The 20666-nt window shown below is 38.4% G+C and carries 12 protein-coding genes; all 12 read left to right on the top strand.

What is annotated here, in order from left to right; translation table 11 throughout:
- Window positions 1–65: 65 nt before the first annotated feature.
- The 12 genes from FHR29_RS08285 to FHR29_RS08230 all read left to right on the top strand — a co-directional run bounded on the left by FHR29_RS08285 (window position 66) and on the right by FHR29_RS08230 (window position 20664).
- The gene (locus tag FHR29_RS08285) at window positions 66–1082 is read left to right on the top strand and encodes a ligase-associated DNA damage response exonuclease (RefSeq protein WP_021191142.1); all 1017 of its coding nucleotides are present in this window, start codon (window positions 66–68) and stop codon (window positions 1080–1082) included.
- The gene (locus FHR29_RS08280; protein WP_183913716.1) at window positions 1079–2677 is read left to right on the top strand and encodes an ATP-dependent DNA ligase; all 1599 of its coding nucleotides are present in this window, start codon (window positions 1079–1081) and stop codon (window positions 2675–2677) included. The genes FHR29_RS08285 and FHR29_RS08280 overlap by 4 nt, the downstream gene beginning before the upstream one ends.
- Complete coding sequence (locus tag FHR29_RS08275; RefSeq protein ID WP_183913714.1) at window positions 2674–5154, top strand: ligase-associated DNA damage response DEXH box helicase; 2481 nt, start codon at window positions 2674–2676, stop codon at window positions 5152–5154. Before FHR29_RS08280 ends, FHR29_RS08275 begins: the two co-directional genes overlap by 4 nt.
- Window position 5155: 1 nt before the next feature.
- Window positions 5156–5818, top strand: a complete 663-nt coding sequence (pdeM, locus tag FHR29_RS08270) for a ligase-associated DNA damage response endonuclease PdeM (RefSeq protein ID WP_183913713.1) — start codon at window positions 5156–5158, stop codon at window positions 5816–5818.
- Between the two features lie 352 nt (window positions 5819–6170).
- Window positions 6171–9362, top strand: coding sequence for a TonB-dependent receptor (locus FHR29_RS08265; RefSeq protein WP_132840375.1), 3192 nt, complete (start codon window positions 6171–6173; stop codon window positions 9360–9362).
- A 14-nt stretch (window positions 9363–9376) separates the two neighbouring features.
- Window positions 9377–11275, top strand: a complete 1899-nt coding sequence (locus FHR29_RS08260) for a RagB/SusD family nutrient uptake outer membrane protein (protein WP_183913710.1) — start codon at window positions 9377–9379, stop codon at window positions 11273–11275.
- 24 nt (window positions 11276–11299) lie between these two features.
- Window positions 11300–12487: a DUF5000 domain-containing lipoprotein gene (locus tag FHR29_RS08255; protein WP_132767644.1), complete on the top strand. Its 1188-nt coding sequence runs from the start codon at window positions 11300–11302 to the stop codon at window positions 12485–12487.
- Window positions 12488–12508: 21 nt separating this feature from the next.
- The gene (locus tag FHR29_RS08250) at window positions 12509–13684 is read left to right on the top strand and encodes a DUF4998 domain-containing protein (protein WP_084825391.1); all 1176 of its coding nucleotides are present in this window, start codon (window positions 12509–12511) and stop codon (window positions 13682–13684) included.
- Between the two features lie 15 nt (window positions 13685–13699).
- Window positions 13700–15721, top strand: coding sequence for an alpha-galactosidase (locus FHR29_RS08245; protein ID WP_183913708.1), 2022 nt, complete (start codon window positions 13700–13702; stop codon window positions 15719–15721).
- A gap of 20 nt (window positions 15722–15741) precedes the next feature.
- A complete protein-coding gene (locus FHR29_RS08240) occupies window positions 15742–16782 on the top strand; it encodes a GntR family transcriptional regulator (RefSeq protein WP_132840368.1) in 1041 nt (346 codons plus the stop codon).
- Window positions 16783–16804: 22 nt separating this feature from the next.
- Window positions 16805–18400 carry a solute:sodium symporter family transporter gene (locus FHR29_RS08235; protein ID WP_132840366.1) on the top strand — a complete coding sequence of 532 codons (1596 nt, stop codon included), beginning with the start codon at window positions 16805–16807 and terminating at the stop codon, window positions 18398–18400.
- An 11-nt stretch (window positions 18401–18411) separates the two neighbouring features.
- A complete protein-coding gene (locus tag FHR29_RS08230) occupies window positions 18412–20664 on the top strand; it encodes a glycosyl hydrolase family 95 catalytic domain-containing protein (RefSeq protein ID WP_183913706.1) in 2253 nt (750 codons plus the stop codon).
- The last annotated feature ends 2 nt before the right edge of the window (window positions 20665–20666 follow it).

Here is a 20666-nt window from a genome sequence, read left to right as displayed (position 1 = left end):
TTTGAATAGTTGCTCATCAATATGCGATGTAAACTAATTCGCGGCATGCTTGTTATTAGAAATATATGGGATTAATAACTTTTACTAATCGCGGTATTTATTGTAAACAAGGTGATTTTTACGTAGACCCCTGGTTGCCGGTAGATTATGCTGTAACCACGCATGGACATGCAGACCACGTGCGCTGGGGCAATAAATACTATCTGTGCCACCATTTGACAAAGGCGATTATCAAATGTCGTATAAGCGAGGATCTGGTTGTCGAATCAATGGCATATGGGGAGAAAGTTGTTAGAAATGGTGTTCAGATTTCTTTTCATCCTGCTGGACATGTGATTGGCTCTGCTCAGGTTCGTCTTGAATATAAAGGTGAAATCTGTGTAATTTCTGGAGATTATAAAGTAGAATTTGATGGCATTAGTACGGCTTTTGAACCGATTAAATGCCATACGTTTGTTTCTGAAAGTACATTTGGACTTCCTGTATACAACTGGTTGCCTCAAGATGTCCTATTTGACGATATCAAGCATTGGGCAGCACAAAATAAAGAAAATAATAAAACGACCGTGCTTATTGCTTACAGCTTGGGTAAAGCGCAGCGTTTATTGCATAACCTAGCAGGATATCTGCCGATCTACGTGCATAATAGTATTGGTCGACTCAATGTAGCTATTGAACAGGCCGGAGTTACTTTGCCTCCCTACAAAACAATAACAGCGGATATGAGCAGGGATGAGCTACAAGGGGGTATTTTAATTGTTCCACCAGTCATGAGAGATAGCAAGTGGATCAAAAGTTTGCAGGGTGCTGCTGTTGGTATCTGTTCAGGATGGATGCAGGTGCGTTCGCATCGAAGATGGCAGAGTGCTGATGCGGGATTTGCACTGAGCGATCATGCCGATTGGAATGGGTTGATCACGGCCATAAAAGCAACTGAAGCTGAAAAGGTTTATGTAACGCATGGTTTTACATCGGTCTTTTCCCGCTATTTGACCGAGCAGGGAATACCAGCTGAAGCAGTGACAACACAATTTGGCATTGAGGATGAAGAAGCGGTAGCGGAGAAAGGGGGTGATCTTTGAGAAAGTTTAGCCGTTTAATTTCCAGACTCGAACAGAGTAATAAAACTAATGATAAATTAACTGCTTTGGTTGACTATTTTTCTGAAGCGGAGGATGCCGATAAAATTTGGGTTATTGCTTTGTTTACGGGCAAGAAGCCTAAAAGAACGATCAGTACCAACTTGTTGAAAGAGTGGATCACCGAGATCACTGGATTACCCACCTGGTTGTTTGTAGAAAGTTATCACAATGTTGGCGACTTGAGTGAAACGATTGCTTTGCTTTTGCCTCCTTCTACATCCACATCCGATATTCCATTGCATCAATGGATATTGGCGTTGAAGAACTTGTCGGATAGTAGCAATGAAGATAAAAAGGAATTTGTTTTCAACGCTTGGGAAAAACTGAGTACGCAAGAAAGATTTGTGTTTAATAAGCTGATATCAGGTAATTTTCGTATCGGTATCTCATCTAAAAATTTAATTCACGCGCTTGCAAAATTATCAGGTCTGGATACCAATCACATCACGCATAGCATTATGGGAAAATGGGATCCTGAGAAAATTTCTTTTGGTGACTTGATAGGTGGTTTGCATGTTAATACTGATAGTTCCTGGCCTTATCCTTTTTGTCTGGCATATCCGATCGATGTGCCTGTCCATGAGTTAGGATCGGTGGATAATTGGCAGGCAGAGTGGAAATGGGATGGAATCAGAGGGCAGATTATTAAGCGGAATGATGAATTATTTATCTGGTCACGTGGGGAAGAACTGGTAACAGACCAGTTTCCAGAATTGCACGTTGCTTTATCTGGTCTGCCAAACGGTACCGTAATCGATGGTGAAATATTGGCTGTACGTGAAGGCGAAGTATTATCGTTTAGTACTTTACAGCAACGGCTCAATAGAAAAACAATCAATAAAAAACAACTGGATGAAGCTCCTGTCGCCTTCTATGCCTATGATGTATTGGAATATGGCGGTATGGATTATAGAGCTGAACCACTCCATAAAAGAAGAGCTGTGCTCGAAAAGTTATTGCCAATAGCGGAGACAATTTTGAAGGCTCCGATTGTTGCTTTTGATTCTTGGGAAAATTTAGTTGTAGAACGGAAAAAGTCTCGCGAACTGAATAGTGAAGGCATTATGCTGAAACGTCAGGATTCTTTGTATCATAGCGGTAGAAAGAGAGGAGATTGGTGGAAATGGAAAATAGAACCTTTTACCATAGATGTGGTGATGATTTATGCGCAAAAAGGAAGCGGGAGAAGAGCTAATTTTTTTACAGACTATACTTTTGCAGTACGCGACGGAGATCAGTTTATTACGATCGCGAAAGCTTATTCAGGTTTGACGGATAAAGAGATTAAGGAGGTCAATAGTTTTGTGGTCAAAAATGCCATAGAGAAATTTGGCCCTGTACGGACTGTAAAACCAGAACTGGTATTTGAAATTGCTTTTGAAGGAATAGCAGTCAGTAAGCGTCATAAAGCAGGGCTTGCGCTACGTTTCCCCCGAATTGTGCGCTGGAGAAGAGATAAAAAAGTAGATGACATCAATACGCTGGAAGATCTGCAAATACTATTAGAATCAACTATGAGGGATAGTGAAAGATGAAAAAAACGGTAGGCTATCAAAAAGTTGTGAAATGGTTGAAAACCCGGAAAAGAAAACCATTTCCCTTTCAAGAAGAGACATGGGCATCTTACTTGGAGGGATATAGTGGTTTAGTCAACGCACCTACCGGATTTGGTAAAACCTATTCTGTCTTTCTGGCACCCATCATTGCTTATCTGAATGAGGAGGGCAATGGAAGTAAAAGAAAAGGGAAATTGGGCTTGCGTGTAATCTGGATCACACCATTACGTTCATTGGCCAAAGATCTGGCACGTGCGATGGAAGAAGCTTTATTTCAGCTTGATGTTGACTGGAGGGTCGGCGTGCGGAACGGCGATATTTCAGTATCTGAAAAGCAGAAACAAAAACGAGCCATGCCACAAGTATTATTGATCACACCAGAAAGCTTACATTTACTTCTGGCTCAAAAAAATAACGATAATATCTTTGATGATCTAACCTGCATAGTTGCAGATGAATGGCATGAATTATTAGGCACTAAAAGAGGTGTTATGGTTGAGCTGGCGCTATCCCGAATCAAAGGTATGGTAAGTTTTAGGGAAAACAGGACGCTTCGCATCTGGGGAATTTCGGCGACAATCGGTAACCTCGAAGAGGCTTTAGCGGTTTTGCAACCTGATCATCAAGTGTTGAAAATAATTGTAAAAGCAGCAACTGAAAAGAAGATCCAGATTCAATCGATTATCCCTGATACCATCGAAATGTTACCTTGGGCCGGGCATCTGGGGATAAAATTGGCCGATAAATTAGTTCCTGTTATCAAAAAGAGCAAAACGACCTTGGTTTTCACGAACACCCGAAGTCAGGCAGAGATCTGGTTTCAGCATTTACTGAAGATCCATCCCGATTTTGCGGGTCAGATGGCGATACATCATGGTTCGATAGATTATGAATTACGCAACTGGATTGAAGAAGCATTGCATATGGGAGTATTGAAAGTTGTGATCTGTACCTCATCTCTTGATTTGGGCGTGGATTTTAAACCGGTTGATACTGTGGTGCAAGTAGGGTCACCAAAGGGTGTAGCACGCTTTTTACAACGTGCCGGAAGAAGTGGACACTCACCCTTTGAAACGTCAAAGATCTATTTTATGCCGACCCATGCGCTCGAACTGCTAGAAGTCGCCGCGATTAAAACAGCGGCTAAAACACAGCAGATTGAAAGTAGAGAACCTTTTATCCTGCCTTTTGATGTTTTGTTGCAATACTTGGTAACTTTAGCTGTAGGAAATGGATTTGATAATAAAATAATTTTTGAGGAGGTTAAGAATACCTATGCCTTTTCTGAATTGCTGGCTGAAGAGTTTGACTGGTGTATGCAGTTTATTACACAAGGAGGCTCAAGTCTGCAGGCCTATCCTGAATTTCACAAAGTGTTGTTCGACGAAACAGATGGCTTATGGAAAGTAACCAATAGGCAGATCGCAATGCGTCACCGCTTGCATATAGGTACTATTGTGAGCGATGCTATGCTCAAGGTTAAATTTATGACCGGAGGTTATGTGGGTATGGTTGAAGAGTATTTTGTGTCAAAACTAAAACCGGGTGACCGTTTTAATCTCGCAGGTAGAAGTTTGGAGTTTGTAATGGTCAGAGATATGCTTGTGCTTGTTAAAAGAAGTCAGCATAAAAAAACCATAACACCAAGCTGGCTGGGGGGCAGATTGCCCTTGAGTTCTAATTTAGGTGCTATCCTGCGTCAGAAATACAGTCAGGTATTGGTCGGAGAACATGAAGAGGAAGAGCTTAAGGTGATGAAACCCTTATTCGAATTGCAGGAATCGATTACACATGTACCTAGGGCGGATGAGTTTCTAGTAGAATTAATACATACGAAAGAAGGATATCATCTTTTTGCTTATCCATTTGAAGGACGATTGGTACACGAGGTTATGGCAGCACTTATAGCCTACCGAATTTCCAGATTGATACCTATTACTTTTTCAATAGCGATGAATGATTATGGTTTTGAATTGCTGAGTGATCAAGAAATACCGATGGATGATGCTATTGTCTATGACGTTTTTTCTCCCGATAACCTAAGCGCAGATATCAGTGCCAGTATCAATGCCACGGAGATGGCAAAGAGAAAGTTTAGAGATATTGCCTGTATTTCGGGACTGGTATTTCAGGGTTATCCCGGTAAATATTTAAAGAATAAGCAGATTCAATCTTCTTCCGCTTTGTTCTTTGATGTTTTTGAATCCTATGATCCCAAAAATCTCTTATTGCGTCAGGCTTATGATGAAAACTTTCATTATCAGCTCGAAGAGCCACGTTTGTTGCATGCGCTGAATAGAATACAGCAAAGTACCATCGTTTTAAAGTGGGCAGAGCGTTTTACTCCATTTTCTTTCCCGATCAAAGTGGATAGTATGCGGGAGAGCATGAGTTCTGAAGAACTCGAAGCACGAATTGAAAAGATGAAGGCCGCAGTGTTTAAAAACTTGGATTAAGATGTACAGAATTATAAAAAAAGGAAAAACGATCATCCTGGATAAAGACCGGGCTCTCTATATACCGGCATATCACATGCTGGTCATCAGTGATATTCATTTAGGTAAATCCGGACATTTTAGGAAGGAGGGTTTACAGATTCCTAAACAGGTGTCCGATACCGATATGCTGCGCCTGGATAAACTATTGGAAGTTTATAATCCCAAAACCTTATTGGTAACAGGTGATATGTTTCATCACGATCATAATCTGGATCTGGAAACATTTCGTGAATGGAGAAAGAAGTATGCATCATTAGAGATTATTCTAGTGAAGGGAAATCATGAAAGATTATCCGTTCTATTCTATGAGGAACTCACCATAAAACTGTTTTCAGATTACTATGAACTGGGTGAGTTTTGTTTTGTTCATAATAGAAAAGATGCACCAGATCGGGGAAAGTTTATATTTTCAGGACATATACATCCAGGTATCTTGTTAAAAGGGAAGGCCCGACAACGGATAAAATTACCTTGTTTTGTCTTTGATGATACGGCGGCACTTTTACCTGCTTTTAGTTTGTTTACAGGATTGTCTCTAATCGAAGTTACTAAAGAACAGGAAGTTTTTGCGATAACAGCTCAACGTGTACTCCCAATGGGAACACGCAGAGCTGAAATTTGAATAAACTGACCTCACTAATCTTATTGCTATTCTATTTCTGAGCAATGATTTCACTTAAAGATAAAGGGTAACTCAAATTAACCCTTATCAAAATAATAGATCGTATTTCTGATTTGATGTAAATTATTTATAATATTATTTACTTCTCAATACCTGTGTTTTTTATGTCCCTATAAAAAATATCAACCAAAACCTGCCGCATTTTAAGTCAATTAAATCCTTTTCGAAGAGTAATAAGAAATAAAAATGTTTGGAGATATGAAAATTTGTTTATACTATTGTAGTAGGATAGAATAGTATAGACTCCTGTGCTACTTCATCTCATAAACCAACTATAAAATAATAACTAATTATGAACGATTATTTGTATCATCAATTCTGTAAATGGCACAGATTAGGTATTGTCTTTTTTTTCTTACTCATTTCTAACCTTGCATGGGGTCAATCACCATCATTTGAATTAAAAGGTATCGTACTGGATAGTGTGAGTCAATTGCCAATTTCAAATGTTACCATTGCAATAAAAGGAAAAAAAGCATTAGTATCCACAGATTCGCAAGGGCAATTTTTAATTAAAGAAGCGCATATTGGCGATGTTTTGCAATTTACTTCAGTCGGATTTGAAAGTAAATCCGTTAAAGTTGAAAATCAAACTAGGTTAACCATTTATCTCGCATCTTCGAGTTCTAGTTTGGATGAAGTGACTGTTGTTGCCTATGGCACGCAAAAGAAAACCAGTATGGTTGCTTCGATCACTTCGATCAATCCCAAAGAAATTAAAGGTCCCACTTCCAATTTGACTTCTATGTTGGCGGGGCGTGTTGCCGGTTTGATCGCTTACCAGCGAAGTGGTGAGCCCGGTAATGACAATGCATCTTTTTTCATCAGAGGTGTTGGATCATTTGGAGCAGGAAAAAAGGATCCACTGATCCTGATTGACGGAATGGAATCTAATACAACAGCCCTAGCAAGGTTGCAGCCAGATGATATTGCTGGGTTTTCAGTTTTGAAAGATGCCGCAGCTTCAGCATTATATGGAGCTAGAGGTGCAAATGGGGTTGTACTTGTAAATACAAAAAGTGGTATTGTAGGAAAGGCTAAGTTTAATGCACGATTTGAAAATTCGATCTCGACCAACACGCGTAATTTTAAATTTGCAGATAATATTACTTACATGAAGATGGCCAATGAGGCTGTCTTAACGCGCGACCCTAGAGGTACACTTCCTTACAGTCAAAATAAAATTGACCATACTGAAAATGGTGACGATCCACTTCTATATCCGAACAATAATTGGATAGATCAATTAATAAAAGATCATACCAATAATCAACGTTTTAATTTTAACGTGTCTGGTGGTGGAAATTTAGCGCAATACTATGTTGCAGGTACTTTAAATAGTGATAAAGGGATTTTAAAAACGGAACAAGGGAATAGTTTTGATAATAATATTAATTTAAAGAATTACTCGCTACGTTCAAATATCACGCTTAATATTACGCCTACAACGACAGGGATTATTCGTACATCTGCTCAATTTGATGATTATACCGGTCCATTAGGTGGATATGATAAATGGGGTAATTTGATCAACGGCGGTCAACGTGTCTTTCGCGAAGCGATTTGGTCTAATCCGGTGATGTTTCCAGCCATCTATCCGTCGTCTTATTTGCCTTATTCGACACATCCGTTATTTGGTAATAATTATATTCCAACAACTAAGACCTTGTATAATAACCCATATGCTAATATGGTAAATGGTTTTCAGGAGTACAATAGTTCAACTGTTAATGTACAACTTGAACTAAAGCAAAACTTTGACTTTCTGACAAAAGGTTTGTCCGCGAGATTAATGGCTTACACGCAACGCTACTCTTATTTCTCCGTTATGAGAAGTTTCAAACCGTTTTACTATAATTTAGTCAAGATACCGGGAACTGATAATTCAATATTAAGTCTGCTGAATGAAAATGAAGGGACAGAATATTTAGATTATAATCAAGGTAATAAAATATTGAATACGACTACCTATGGAGAGTTTGCTCTTAACTATAACCGTACGATAGGTGAAGATCATGATCTAACCGGAATGTTAATAGGTATTATTCGGAATTATCAAACAGCAAATGGGGGAGATCTGCAAGCTTCTTTGCCCGCACGAAACCTTGGTGTATCGGGACGTGGTACATACGCCTTTAAGAATAAATACCTTTTCGAGTTTAATTTCGGTTATAACGGATCGGAGCGTTTTTCCAAAGATCATCGGTTTGGATTTTTTCCATCATTTGGTGTAGGTTGGAATCTGCATGAAGAAAAAATGTTTGATTTTATGACTTCTTCTGTCTCGAGATTGAAATTTAGGGCCACATATGGTTTGGTTGGTAATGATCAGATCGGAGATGAAAATGACCGGTTCTTTTACCTGTCTCAGGTCAATCCAAACAATAGCGGTAAGGGATTTTCATGGGGAAACAACTGGGATTATTCTAGACCAGGCTATTCTATATCGCGTTACGAGAATCGTGATATTACCTGGGAAAAAGCAACAACATTTGATGCCGGATTTGATCTGAACTTAAAAAACGGTTTAGGTGTCGTGTTTGATTATTATGATTCAAAACGGACTAATATTTTAATGGTGCGCTCTAATATTCCTTCGACTACTGGTTTTCAGGCAAATATCCATGCCAACCTAGGTAAAGTGCAAAGTAGGGGATTTGATCTAGCATTAGATTACAATAAATCTTTTGAAAACACGTGGTGGACACAGTTAAGGGGAAATATGACGTATGCCACTAATAAATTATTGGTCAATGAAGAGCCTAATTATCCTGATAATCTCAGTTACCTCACACATTTAGGACTTCCGATAAAGCAGGGATATGGATTAATTGCAGAAAGACTATTTGTTGACGATATGGAAGCCGAAAATTCGCCATTGCAAAACTTTGGTGGTGCTTTTAGAACAATGGGAGGTGATATCAAATACAGAGATGTAAATGGCGATGGTAAAATAACAGATCTGGATAAAGTGCCAATTGGTTATCCTACCGACCCGGAAATCATCTATGGTATGGGATTTTCAGTTGGTTTTAAAGGATTTGATGTAAGTGCATTTTTACAGGGTTCGGCACGGTCTTCATTTTTTATTGATCCGGGTAACATAACACCATTTGCTATAAATGGGCCTTATCAAAATGGACTTTTACAAGAAGTGGCGAACAGTTACTGGTCCGAGGACAATCAAGATACTCGTGCATTCTGGCCTCGGTTGACGGATGGTTTTAATAATAACAACAATCAGTTTTCAACATGGTGGATGCGCAATGGTGCTTTTCTGCGCCTAAAATCTGTTGAGCTGGGTTATAATGTATCGGATAAGTTTCTGACCAGACTAAAGATGTCAAATGTTCGCTTTTATGTCAATGCGATGAATCTCGCAGTATGGAGCAAATTTAAAATGTGGGATCCGGAAATGGGTGGTGAGGGCTTAGGATACCCAGTTCAAGCAGTTTATAATGTGGGTATTAATATTGGATTTTAAAAAAGAAATGTATCATGAAAAAGTTAACTATATTAAAATCAGTGATTGTGTCAGGGGTATTGTTTCTTCAATCTTGTAGTTATTTAGATGTTGTACCCGACAACGTTGCAACTATTGATAATGCTTTTACGATGCGAAGCGAGGCCATTAAATATTTAGCAACCTGTTATTCTTATTTGCCTCAGGATGGTGATCCGACGCGTAACCCGGCTTATATGGCTGGAGATGAGTTTTGGTTAGACTATCCGACGCTCAGTATTGATGGGACGAACTGGAATATTGCCAGAGGTAACCAGAATGTCACGAACCCCTATGTCAATTATTGGGATGGCGCAATGTTTAATGGGATTCGTGACTGTAATATTTTTTTGGAAAACATACGCAATCCGGAAAAGGTACGGGACTTAACCCAAGATGAAAGAACGACGTGGGAGGGAGAGGTCTTGTTCCTAAAAGCTTATTATCATTTTATGTTGATGCGCCATTATGGCCCATTTCCGATTATGGATGTCAACTTAGATGTAAACACGTCTATAGAAGCTGCTAAAGTCAAACGTCAATCGATCGATGAAGTTGTTGATTATATTGTTAAAGTATTGGATGATGCTATAGTCAAGCTTCCCAATACCGTACAATCGCCTGTTACTGATTTAGGTCGTATTACCAAACCTATTGCTATGGGAATAAAAGCCAAGGTACTTTTGTATGCGGCTAGCCCTTTATTTAACGGTAATAAAGATTTTGCCAATTTTAGAAATGTCGATGGCAGTCTATTTTTTAATCAGAGTTTTCAAATCGAGAAATGGCAAAAGGCAGCACAGGCTGCAAAAGAAGCAATTGTAGCCTGTGAGAGTTTAGGAATTGGTTTGTATAAATTTCCAGGAACGGTGTTCCCTTTGTCAGATACCACAATAACGCAGATGAGCATCAGAAATGCTGTGACTGAAAAATGGAATAAAGAAACCATTTGGGCAAATCCAACTTCTCGTGCTTGGCAGATGCAATATTCTTCAATGGCACATATTGATCCTAATAATTCTGGAAATAATAGTGTTCATGGTACTTTAGCACCTACAATAAAAATAATTGAACAGTTTTATACGAGTAACGGTGTGCCTATAGAAGAGGATAAAACCTTAGATTTTTCTAATAAAAATCAGCTTCGGAGAGGTAACCATAGTGAACGGTTCAATAATATTGAAAATTACCAGACTGCCCGTCTGCACTTTGACCGTGAAAATCGCTTTTATGCAAATGTTGGATTTGATGGAGGCGTATGGTTTATGGAAAATAGTCCGAGCCGTAGTGACGAAAATACATGGACAACTCAACTACGCTTAGGGTTATTTGGAAGTGGAATTTCCATCCCCATCACGACCTACTACCCAAAGAAACTTGTTAACTGGAAATTTGCTTTTAAGGATGGCAACAGCTCCCATATAGAGGAATACCCTTGGCCAATATTAAGACTGGCAGACCTTTATCTGATGTATGCAGAGGCTTTAAATGAAAGTCAGGGTCCTGCTGAAGATGTTTTTTTGTATTTGGATAAAATTCGCGCTAGAGCGGGATTGAAAGGTGTTAAAGAATCTTGGAGTCAATATTCATTTAATAGTAATAAACCAAATACAAAAGACGGTTTACGACTGATCATCCAACGCGAAAGAAATATAGAGATGAGCTTTGAAGGCTCACGGTATTGGGATTTAAAAAGATGGAAGCTCGCGGCGCAGGAACTGAATAAGAATATAACCGGCTGGGATCGAAACCAAGATAAGGACCATCCCGAATTGTTCTATAAAGAACTTACTTTCTTTCAGCAGCGTTTTGTGGCACCGCGTGATTATTTCTGGCCAATCCGCGAAAATAACCTGCTTGTTAATCCCAATTTAGTACAAAATCCAGGATGGTAGTATGATCTTAAATTTGAAGAAATTATGAAAAATTTAATATATGTCAAAAATATAGTGCTCTTGATAGCCTTACTATTTGCTGTAAGTGGCTGTAAAGAAGAAAAAGGTTGGAACCTGCTGGAAGATGATCAAGCTAAACCGGGTGTTATCACAAATGTATCCGTGACCAACGGTTTTGGTAATGCCACGATTCGTTATTCTTTACCAGAAAGCGATAATTTGCTTTATGTCAAGGCAACTTATCAAATGGCCAATGGCGAAAACCGCGTCGTTAAATCATCACAGTATAAAAATGAAATTCTTATTGATGGATTTCCCGATACACAGAAGCATGTTGTTAAACTATATGCTGTCAGTAAAGCTGAAATTGCATCTGACCCTGTGGATGTTACCGTTGAACCAAAAACGCCAATTTTTGATCTCGTATACGGTCAGTTAAAGGTTGTCGAAACATTTGGTGGTGTTCGCATCACTTCTATCAATAAGGAAAAAGGAAATATTGTTATTGTTCCCATGGTGGATTCTCTAAATAATGGGGAGTTCCTTCCTTTAGATAATTATTATAGTCAAGATTCAGTTATACTTTACAATATACGCGGATTAAAATCGAAGGAAATGAAATTCGCATTTTACATTCGTGACCGATGGCTCAATACATCAGATACGCTGTATAAAACATTAAAACCGCTGGAAGAAAATCTTTTTGATCGTCAGCAGTTCAGTTCATTGCGCTTGCCGGGTGATGCTCAAGTTTTATATGGTACAGTTGAAAGTATGTGGGATGGCAATATGAATCCTTCAAGATGGCCTTCTCTTTATACAGTAGAAAGTGCCGGTACTCCCCAGTCTTTAACTTTCTCGGTCGGAAAAGAAGCAAAGATGAGTCGAATTGTCGTGTTCCCGAGGAGAGAGAACGGATTCTATGATAAGGGGAATCTCCGTGATTTTGAAGTTTGGGCAAGTAATAATCCAAATTTAGATGGTTCTTGGGAGTCCTGGACCAAATTGGCAACTTGCACAGTTCGAAAACCTTCAGGAACACCTTCAGGCACAAATACCAATGCAGACGAAGTCTATGGTATAGCGGGCTGGTCATTTGACCTTCCAGAAGACGCACCTAAATATAAATATTTAAGGATTAGAAATCTTCGCAATTGGAGAGGCAGTTATTTTATGCAGATCGCTCAAGTACAGGTCTGGGGTGTTTATTGATAATTTAAAAAAATAAAGAATATGAAACTATATATATTCGTACTATCCTTATTTGGTGCTTGGATGTTGGCATCCTGTTCTAAAATGGATGATTTTACCAAGTACACAAATGGCCAAGAGCAAATTTATCCTGCGAAATTAGATTCCATTAAAGTCCGATCAGGTAAATATAGGGTACAGATTGAGGGTGTTTTCCGGGTGAGTACAGGAATCTCCGAAATCCGTGTCTATTGGAACAGTAAACAAGACTCCATGCGATTTCCGGTTCAGCTGAAGAACGCAAATGATACCGTTCGTTGCTTGATCGAAAACCTGCCTGAAGGACCGATGAATTTTGAAGTCAGAACATTAGATCCTCAAGGAAGATTATCGATACCAACAAATCTGGTGGGATCAATCTATGGCGAGCGATATCGCGAAGGATTATTTCAGCGTTCTGTAGTGCAACAAAATTTTGTTGCAGGTCAGCAGTTGCAATTGGTAACACAGGATGTTGCCGCTACTATGGGAGCTGACGCTATGCGTATCAAGTACAAAAAAGATGATGGAAAGATGATCGATACTTTAGTGAAAACAAAATCCCAGAATGCACAAATACTTCTTTCTCATTACGCACTTTATAGTGAACTGTCTTATCAGACTATTTTTAGACCGGATAGTAATGCGATCGATACTTTCGTGGTACAGCCCACGAAGTTAATACCCAAGGGAGATATTACGGCCTGGTATTTAAAAAACTTTAAGAAACCTTTTACATCTGTTGCTTATGATGGAAACCGATGGGGTACGCTGAATGACTGGATAACAAATTCAAGTATGAAAAATCACAATGGTTTTGGTGGTTTTGCTTCTGATGATGGGGGAGTGGTCAATGTGGAAGCTGGATGGGGAGCTCCTGCTATTGTAAATGGTAAAATTGAACAACAGGTTACACTTCTTCCTGGAAAATACAGATTTTTCTGTACTTTGTCAGCAACAAATTATGATCAACCTCCTGCATATCTGGTCATCAGTAAATCGAATAAAACTATCCCCGATTGGGAACAGATTAATGATGCACTATTGTATACAGAAGTGAAATCTGATGGAATTTATTTTGATATTAAAGAGAAAGTAACGGTCAATATGGGAATGCTGCTTAATTTTCAACCTGATCATTATATGAAAATTGATGCTTTTCAAATCACATTACAATAATAGATGATATAAATTATGAAAAAAATTTTAGGAATATTTTTAATACTCGCCACTTCGCTTCAGGTACAGGCTCAAATATTTGAAGTAAAAAAAAATGAACTGGTATTTAAATACGACCGAGGAACAGGGAAATATAGTGTGTCCCAAAATAATAATTTGATTATAAAAGATGCTGTTTCTTATGCAGTTCTTTCAGATGGCACGCGTGTCAGTTCTGAAAATCTGAACGGAGTTTCAAAAATAAGTGAACAAGTTGTTGCTGATGCTTTAGGAAAAGGGAAACAGTATACAGTATCTTCAAAAACTAAAGCCGGTATAGAGATGAAGCAACATTTTTTTCTATACGACCAGAAACCGATTATTTTAGTTCAATTGGAAATTAACGGAAAAAACATAGCAAGTAATGATATGTCTCCTTTATATATGCAGGCGAATATAAGTGGACTTGGTAAAGCATTATATCAAGTTGCTGTACCTTTTGATAATGATACTTTTATTTCTTATGAAAATGAGTCCCTTTCAAAAACAAATAAAGTAAGCGCTGAAGTGGGTGTTGTTTATGATAAGAATAGTAATCATGGATTGGTTATCGGTTCCTTAGACCAGTCTGTCTGGAAATCGGGTATATCCATTGGAGGAAATCAAAATAATTATGATTTTCTTGCAATAAAAACAGGATTTACGGATGTTAATATTACCCGAGATTCTATGGGACACGGGTTTATAAAAGGCAATCGTATTATTTCGCCGAAGTATTTGATTTCTTATGTAAAAGATTGGCGTGTTGGAATGGAGGACTATGCAAAGATCCATCGCCAACTACAAACACCTTATGTACAGCAGTGGACAGCTGCTACGCCTGTTGGTTGGAACAGTTGGGGCGTGATTCAGGAAAAAATTAATTTTCAGAATGCTACCGCTACAGCACAATATTTTGAAAAAGATATTCCTCATTTTCGCAATGCAGACGGTGATGCTTTTATTGATTTAGATTCTTTTTGGGACAATATGACACCAGGAGGTATGTCGGGAGATTATAGTCAACTTGAAAAATTTGTACATTATTGTGACTCTTTGGGTCTTAAACCAGGTGTATACTGGGCTCCTTTTACCGATTGGGGACATGGCAGTGGATCTAACCGAACAGCGGAGGGAAGTTCTTATAAATTTGGTGATATGTGGACCAAAACGAAAAGTGGCTATCACAATTTGGATGGTGGACGTGCTTTGGATCCTACGCATCCGGGTACATTGGCACGTATGGATGTCATATTGGGTAAACTGGTTGCGTGCGGGTTCAAGATGATTAAAATAGACTTCTTGTCACATGCTGCTATTGAGTCGACAGGGTTTTATGATAAAAATACGTCTACGGGAATGCAAGCCTATGCTGTTGGAATGAAACATCTGGTAGATGTCTTGAAAGGCAAAATGCTTATTTATGCGGCGATCTCTCCATCATTAGCAACCAATCAATTTGCTCATATGAGACGCATAGCATGCGATGCATGGAAAACGCTCGACCAGACTGAATATACCTTGAATAGTGTGAGCTACGGTTGGTGGCAAACGTATCTGTATGATTTTATTGATGCTGATCACCTGGTCTTTCATGACGAACCGGAAAATGTAAACAAGGCAAGATTACTTTCAGGTATTGTTGCAGGTACGATTATTCTTGGCGATGATTTGTCGAAGAAAGAAAATTGGCAAAAAAATATGAATGTTTATCTTCAAGATTCAGAAATATTAAAGGTCATAGCAGATGGTAAAAGTTTTAGACCAGCTGGATTTGTGGAGGGAAAATCTGCAAACCAATGCTATTTTAAGAAATCGGGTAAGTATCTTTATGTTGCTATTTTTAATTTTAGCAATGAAAAGCAACATGTTGCTGTGGATTTCACACCTTTAGGTTTGAATCCTGCGCAACAGTATGTAGCAGAAGAATTATTTACCAAAACAAAGCAGAACATAAAATCTGATTTGCCAATTGCATTTAATGAAGGAGGCGGTAAACTTTTTAGAATCACCCTTTAACTCCTATTTAGTATTTATATATGAAAATATCCAAAGAAGAAAATAGTGCAACTTTAATCGCGCGGATAAAACGGTTAGAATCATTAAATACACTTTCTAAACATGAGTGTATTGTTCAAGGTGTGCTGGATGCTATCGATGCAAATGAGCTAGAAGTGCATTCCAGTCTGCCATCAGTCAATAATATGATACATTACCTCGGATATGCCAGAGAAACTTTTTCAAAGGCATACCGGGATCTTATAGCGCATGGAGTTGTTGAGTCTAAAAATAGAAAAGGATATTTTGTCGTAAGTAATAACACCCAGATGAAACAAAAAGTGGCTGTCGTGTTGTATGCTTATGATACATTTCAAGATACGTTAGTATCGGAATTGCGTTCAAATCTTCCAGAAGAAGTATCCGTCGATTTATTTTTCCACCATAATAATATGGAGACTTTTGAAGATATTTTTAATCGTATCCAGGGAAAATATACGGTTTACATTGTAGCTCCTATTGAAAATAAAGCTTCGGTCCAGCTATTAAGATCCATATCTCCTTCAAAGCTTTTAATTATTGATCGTTTATTGGATTTAGGCGACGAGTATTCGTACATAGCTCAAGAATTTGAGAACTCTACTTATAAAGTTTTTGAACAGCTGTATCCTAAAATAAAAAAGTATAGAGAAATTATCTTTTATTTTAGAGAAAACACAGCAGAACCCAATGAAATCAAAAATGCATTTCTGAAATTTTTGGATAAGTATCAAATAAAGGGGCATATTGAAAAACAATATAAGCCCGGTAATTTAGAAAAGGATACGCTTTATTTTACGATTCACAATCCAGAACTGTACCTGATGCTGAAAGATATTTTGCAAAAAAAATGGAGATTAGGAAAGGACCTGGGGATTCTTTCTCATAATGATGATGTCATCAAAGAAATCATCAGCGGGGGGATTACAACATTTTCCACCAGTTTTCATACGATAGGTCAAGAAGCTGCAAAATTTGTTTCACAGCGGGTCCCTGTAAAAATGATTGTACCGACTGAACTGGTAGATCGAAAATCACTTTAACAGATAAGGTAGACAAATTGATATGATAGTTGCAAGTTTTTGCTTTTTTACGGTTTTAGTAGCATTATGGTCTCTGTTAAAGTATAAATCGTATTATACGACTACATTAAGCGGTTTTTTTCTAGCCGGTAAAAGTAATAGCTTCTGGATGGTTGGATCTGCACTTCTGTTGACCAACCTAAGTGCAAATCAATTTATTGGTGAAAACGAATCTGTTTACATTAACAACTTATCTGTTATAGGATGGGGAGTGAGTTCGGTGGTCGCCATGTTAGTCGTTTCGGAGTTTCTGTTACCGATTTATTTCAAACATGGTTTTCGAACCATACCCGATTTTCTATCGCTGAGATTTAATGCGAAGACCAAGTTAATCGTTTCCGTACTTATCCTTGTTGGCTACATCGTTAATTTGTTACCTCCAGTTTTATATGGAGGGGCGTTAAGTTTGGCCATCATGTTTGATGTACCTGCCTATTTTCAGATTAGTTATTGGCAGAGTATCTGGGTACTTGTCTGGGCTTTAGGAATTATCGGTAGCCTGTATAGCATATTAGGTGGATTGAAATTAATTTCTTTATCTGATGTCAGTTTAGGTTTGGGACTATTTTTACTTGCTCTGATAATTCCAGTATATGCATTTTGGTATCTGGGCACTGGAAACATATGGGAAGGAGTTCAGCAAGTATTTCTGAATAAAACAGAGCACTTGAATGCCGTGGGAGATAAACACGATGCGGTACCTTTTTCGACGCTCTTTACCGGCATGTTACTGATCAATTTCTACTACTGGGGTATGGAGCCATACATCGCCCAACAAACCTTAAGTGCAAAAAATTTAAAGGAAGCACAGAAAGGCATGACACTGGCCGCAGGGGGCAAATTATTGATGCCCTTGCTTATTAATCTTCCAGGACTTCTGGCCATACATCTCTTGCCAAAAGTTGAGCCCTCGGCATCTGTATTTCCTAATCTGATTGTTCATATTTTCCCTGATATTCTTGTTGGTTTTTCACTCGCACTTGTTTTTGGTGCCGCTATGACTACATACACTGCGGGATTACAAAGTTGCGGTAGTTTATTTATTTTTAATATCTATAAACCTTATCTGGAGCAACGTAATATCATCGTGTCGGAAAGCCAGCTCGTAAAAAAAGGCAAATATTTTGAACTCATCATTTCTTTGTCAGCCATGTTTATTGCACCTTTTATCCTTTTTGCACATGATGGTTTCTATACGTATTTGCAGACGGTTTCAGGACTGTTTAATATGCCTATTTTTACGATCATGATGATGGGTATTTTATCCCAAAGGGTAACCCCAGCGATGGCTCAACTGGGACTGTTTTTATATATGATCAGCTATTTTACCCTTGTGTTTATTTGGAAACTAGACCTGCATTATCTGCATTTATTTGCCTTATTATTTGTCATTATAGCGATTATTATCTGGATAGGCAGTAAGGTAACACAACCTCATTATAAATCCACTTTTCAATTTGAATTTTCAGGATTGGATCGTACTTCCTATTGGAAAGGAAGGCATTTGGTCGGTACCATCCTAATTTTAGTGATGATAGCGATTTACATTGTTTTTTCACCCTTGGGCCTAGCCCAATAAATCTATTTTTTATGTTAAAATCACAAAGAGCATATATATTCATTGTAGTATTGATATTTTTTGTAAAAACGACTGTTTATGGTCAGCAGTATTTTCTATGGGATGATCAACCTGCTAAGGATTGGATGACTGAAGCTTATCCGATCGGAAATGGTCGTATTGGTGCCATGATATTCGGAGGAGTGAATAAGGAACATATTCAATTTAATGAGAACAGTCTATGGACCGGTAACGAACAGGAAACCGGAGAATATCAGGCTTTTGGGGAGGTGTTTGTTGAATTTGGACAGGTTGGAGCAAAACCTTTCTCAAACTATAGCCGAAAATTAGATTTAGATCAGGCCTTGCACCATATCACATACAATCAAGATAATCAAAAAAGAAGCCGCAGATACTTCGCTAGTAATCCGGACCAGGTGATGGTAATGGAATACACAAATGAAAATAAAAAATCACTAAATGCAACCATCAGACTTAAAGATAGTCACGGCAAACTAACAAAATCGATAGCCGGCGATTTGGTGTTCAGTGGTGTACTGTCCAATGGTATGGAATATGCTGCACGCCTCCACGTGAAAACGGAAGGGGGAGAGGTTTTGGAGACAAAAGGAGAGGATGGCGAAATATTTATCCAGGTTCAATCGGCAGATAAAATCGTTATACTTTTGAGTGCGGCGACAGATTATGCCAATACTCGGTCTACGAATTGGAAAGCGAATGAAAAGCCATTAGAAGCGAACAAGAGATATATTCAAGAGGCTGCTAAATATCATTTTGATCAATTACTTACCAGACACTTAAAAGATTATCAATCACTTTTTGCTCGAGTACAGTTACAATTGGGGACTGAAGATTTATCGCAGGAGCTAACGACAAAAAAACTGCTGCAGCACTATAAGCAAAAGCCATCACCGGCGCTAGAATCCCTTATCTATCAGTATGGGCGCTACCTGCTTATAAGCTCTTCTCGTAAGGGCGGACTACCCGCCAATTTACAGGGATTATGGAATAATAGTAATACCCCTCCATGGCGATCAGATTACCATTCCAATATCAATGTGCAAATGAACTATTGGCCTGCTGAGGTTGCAAATCTAAGCGAATCTGCATGGCCATATCTGGATTACATCAATAGTATGCGCGAAGTAAAGAAGGAAAATACACAAAAGGAATTTCCAGGTGTTCGCGGTTGGACGGTTCGTACTGAAAATAATATTTTTGGAGGAGAAAGCTTCTCCTGGAATACACCAGGCAGTGCATGGTACGCGCAGGCACTTTGGGAACACTATGCATTTAATAGTGACAAAGCGTATTTAAGAGATTTTGCTTATCCAATATTAAAGGAAATATGTCAATTTTGGGATGATAGACTTGTTCGTCGTGATGATGGAACTGTAGTGGCACCCATGGGCTGGTCACCTGAACACGGACCTACCGAAGATGCTGTGAGTTACGATCATCAGATCATTTTCGACCTTTTTACGAATTATGTTGAGGCCTGTCAAATTTTACAAATTGATAAAGCATATGGCAAGCATATCGAAACACTTCGCAATGCATTATTAAAACCAAAAATTGGAAAATGGGGGCAGTTGCAAGAGTGGGAAACCGACCGTGATGATCCTAATGATAAGCATAGACATGTTTCTCATTTGTTTGGCCTATATCCAGGACGACAAATATCTAAATGGGAAACTCCAGAATTAGCTAATGCGGCAAAAGTAACACTAAATGCGCGAGGAGATGAATCTACAGGATGGTCTATGGCTTGGAAAGTAGCATTTTGGGCTAGGTTACAAGATGGTAATCATGCTTACCAGATCTTGAAAAATTTTATTAATCTCGTAGGAGGTGAAGGGATAGATTACGATAACGGCGGTGGGGTATACGCGAATCTGCTTTGCGCACATCCACCATTTCAGATTGATGGTAACTTAGGTTATGTTGCCGCTGTTAGTGAAATGATCGTACAATCACAGAATAATATGATCGAGTTATTGCCAGCATTGCCAGATAATTGGAAAGATGGTAAAATTAAAGGATTGAAAGCTAGAGGAAACATTTTGATTCACGAATTGATATGGAAAAATAAGGAGGTTGAATCTGTTGTTTTAAAATCTTTAGAGCATCAGACTATTCAGCTTTTGAGTGCAACTGTACTTAAAGACGCAAAATTGATGAAGGAAGTTAACGGTAAGTATATATATCAGATACAATTAAAACCAAATCAGAGTTTAAAGCTCACTAAGGCAGTTAAAAATTGATA

The sequence above is a fragment of the Sphingobacterium sp. JUb56 genome, assembly GCF_014191365.1.
In the GTDB taxonomy this organism is placed as follows: Bacteria; Bacteroidota; Bacteroidia; order Sphingobacteriales; family Sphingobacteriaceae; genus Sphingobacterium; species Sphingobacterium anhuiense.
This window is presented reverse-complemented; position numbering and strand designations above follow the sequence as displayed.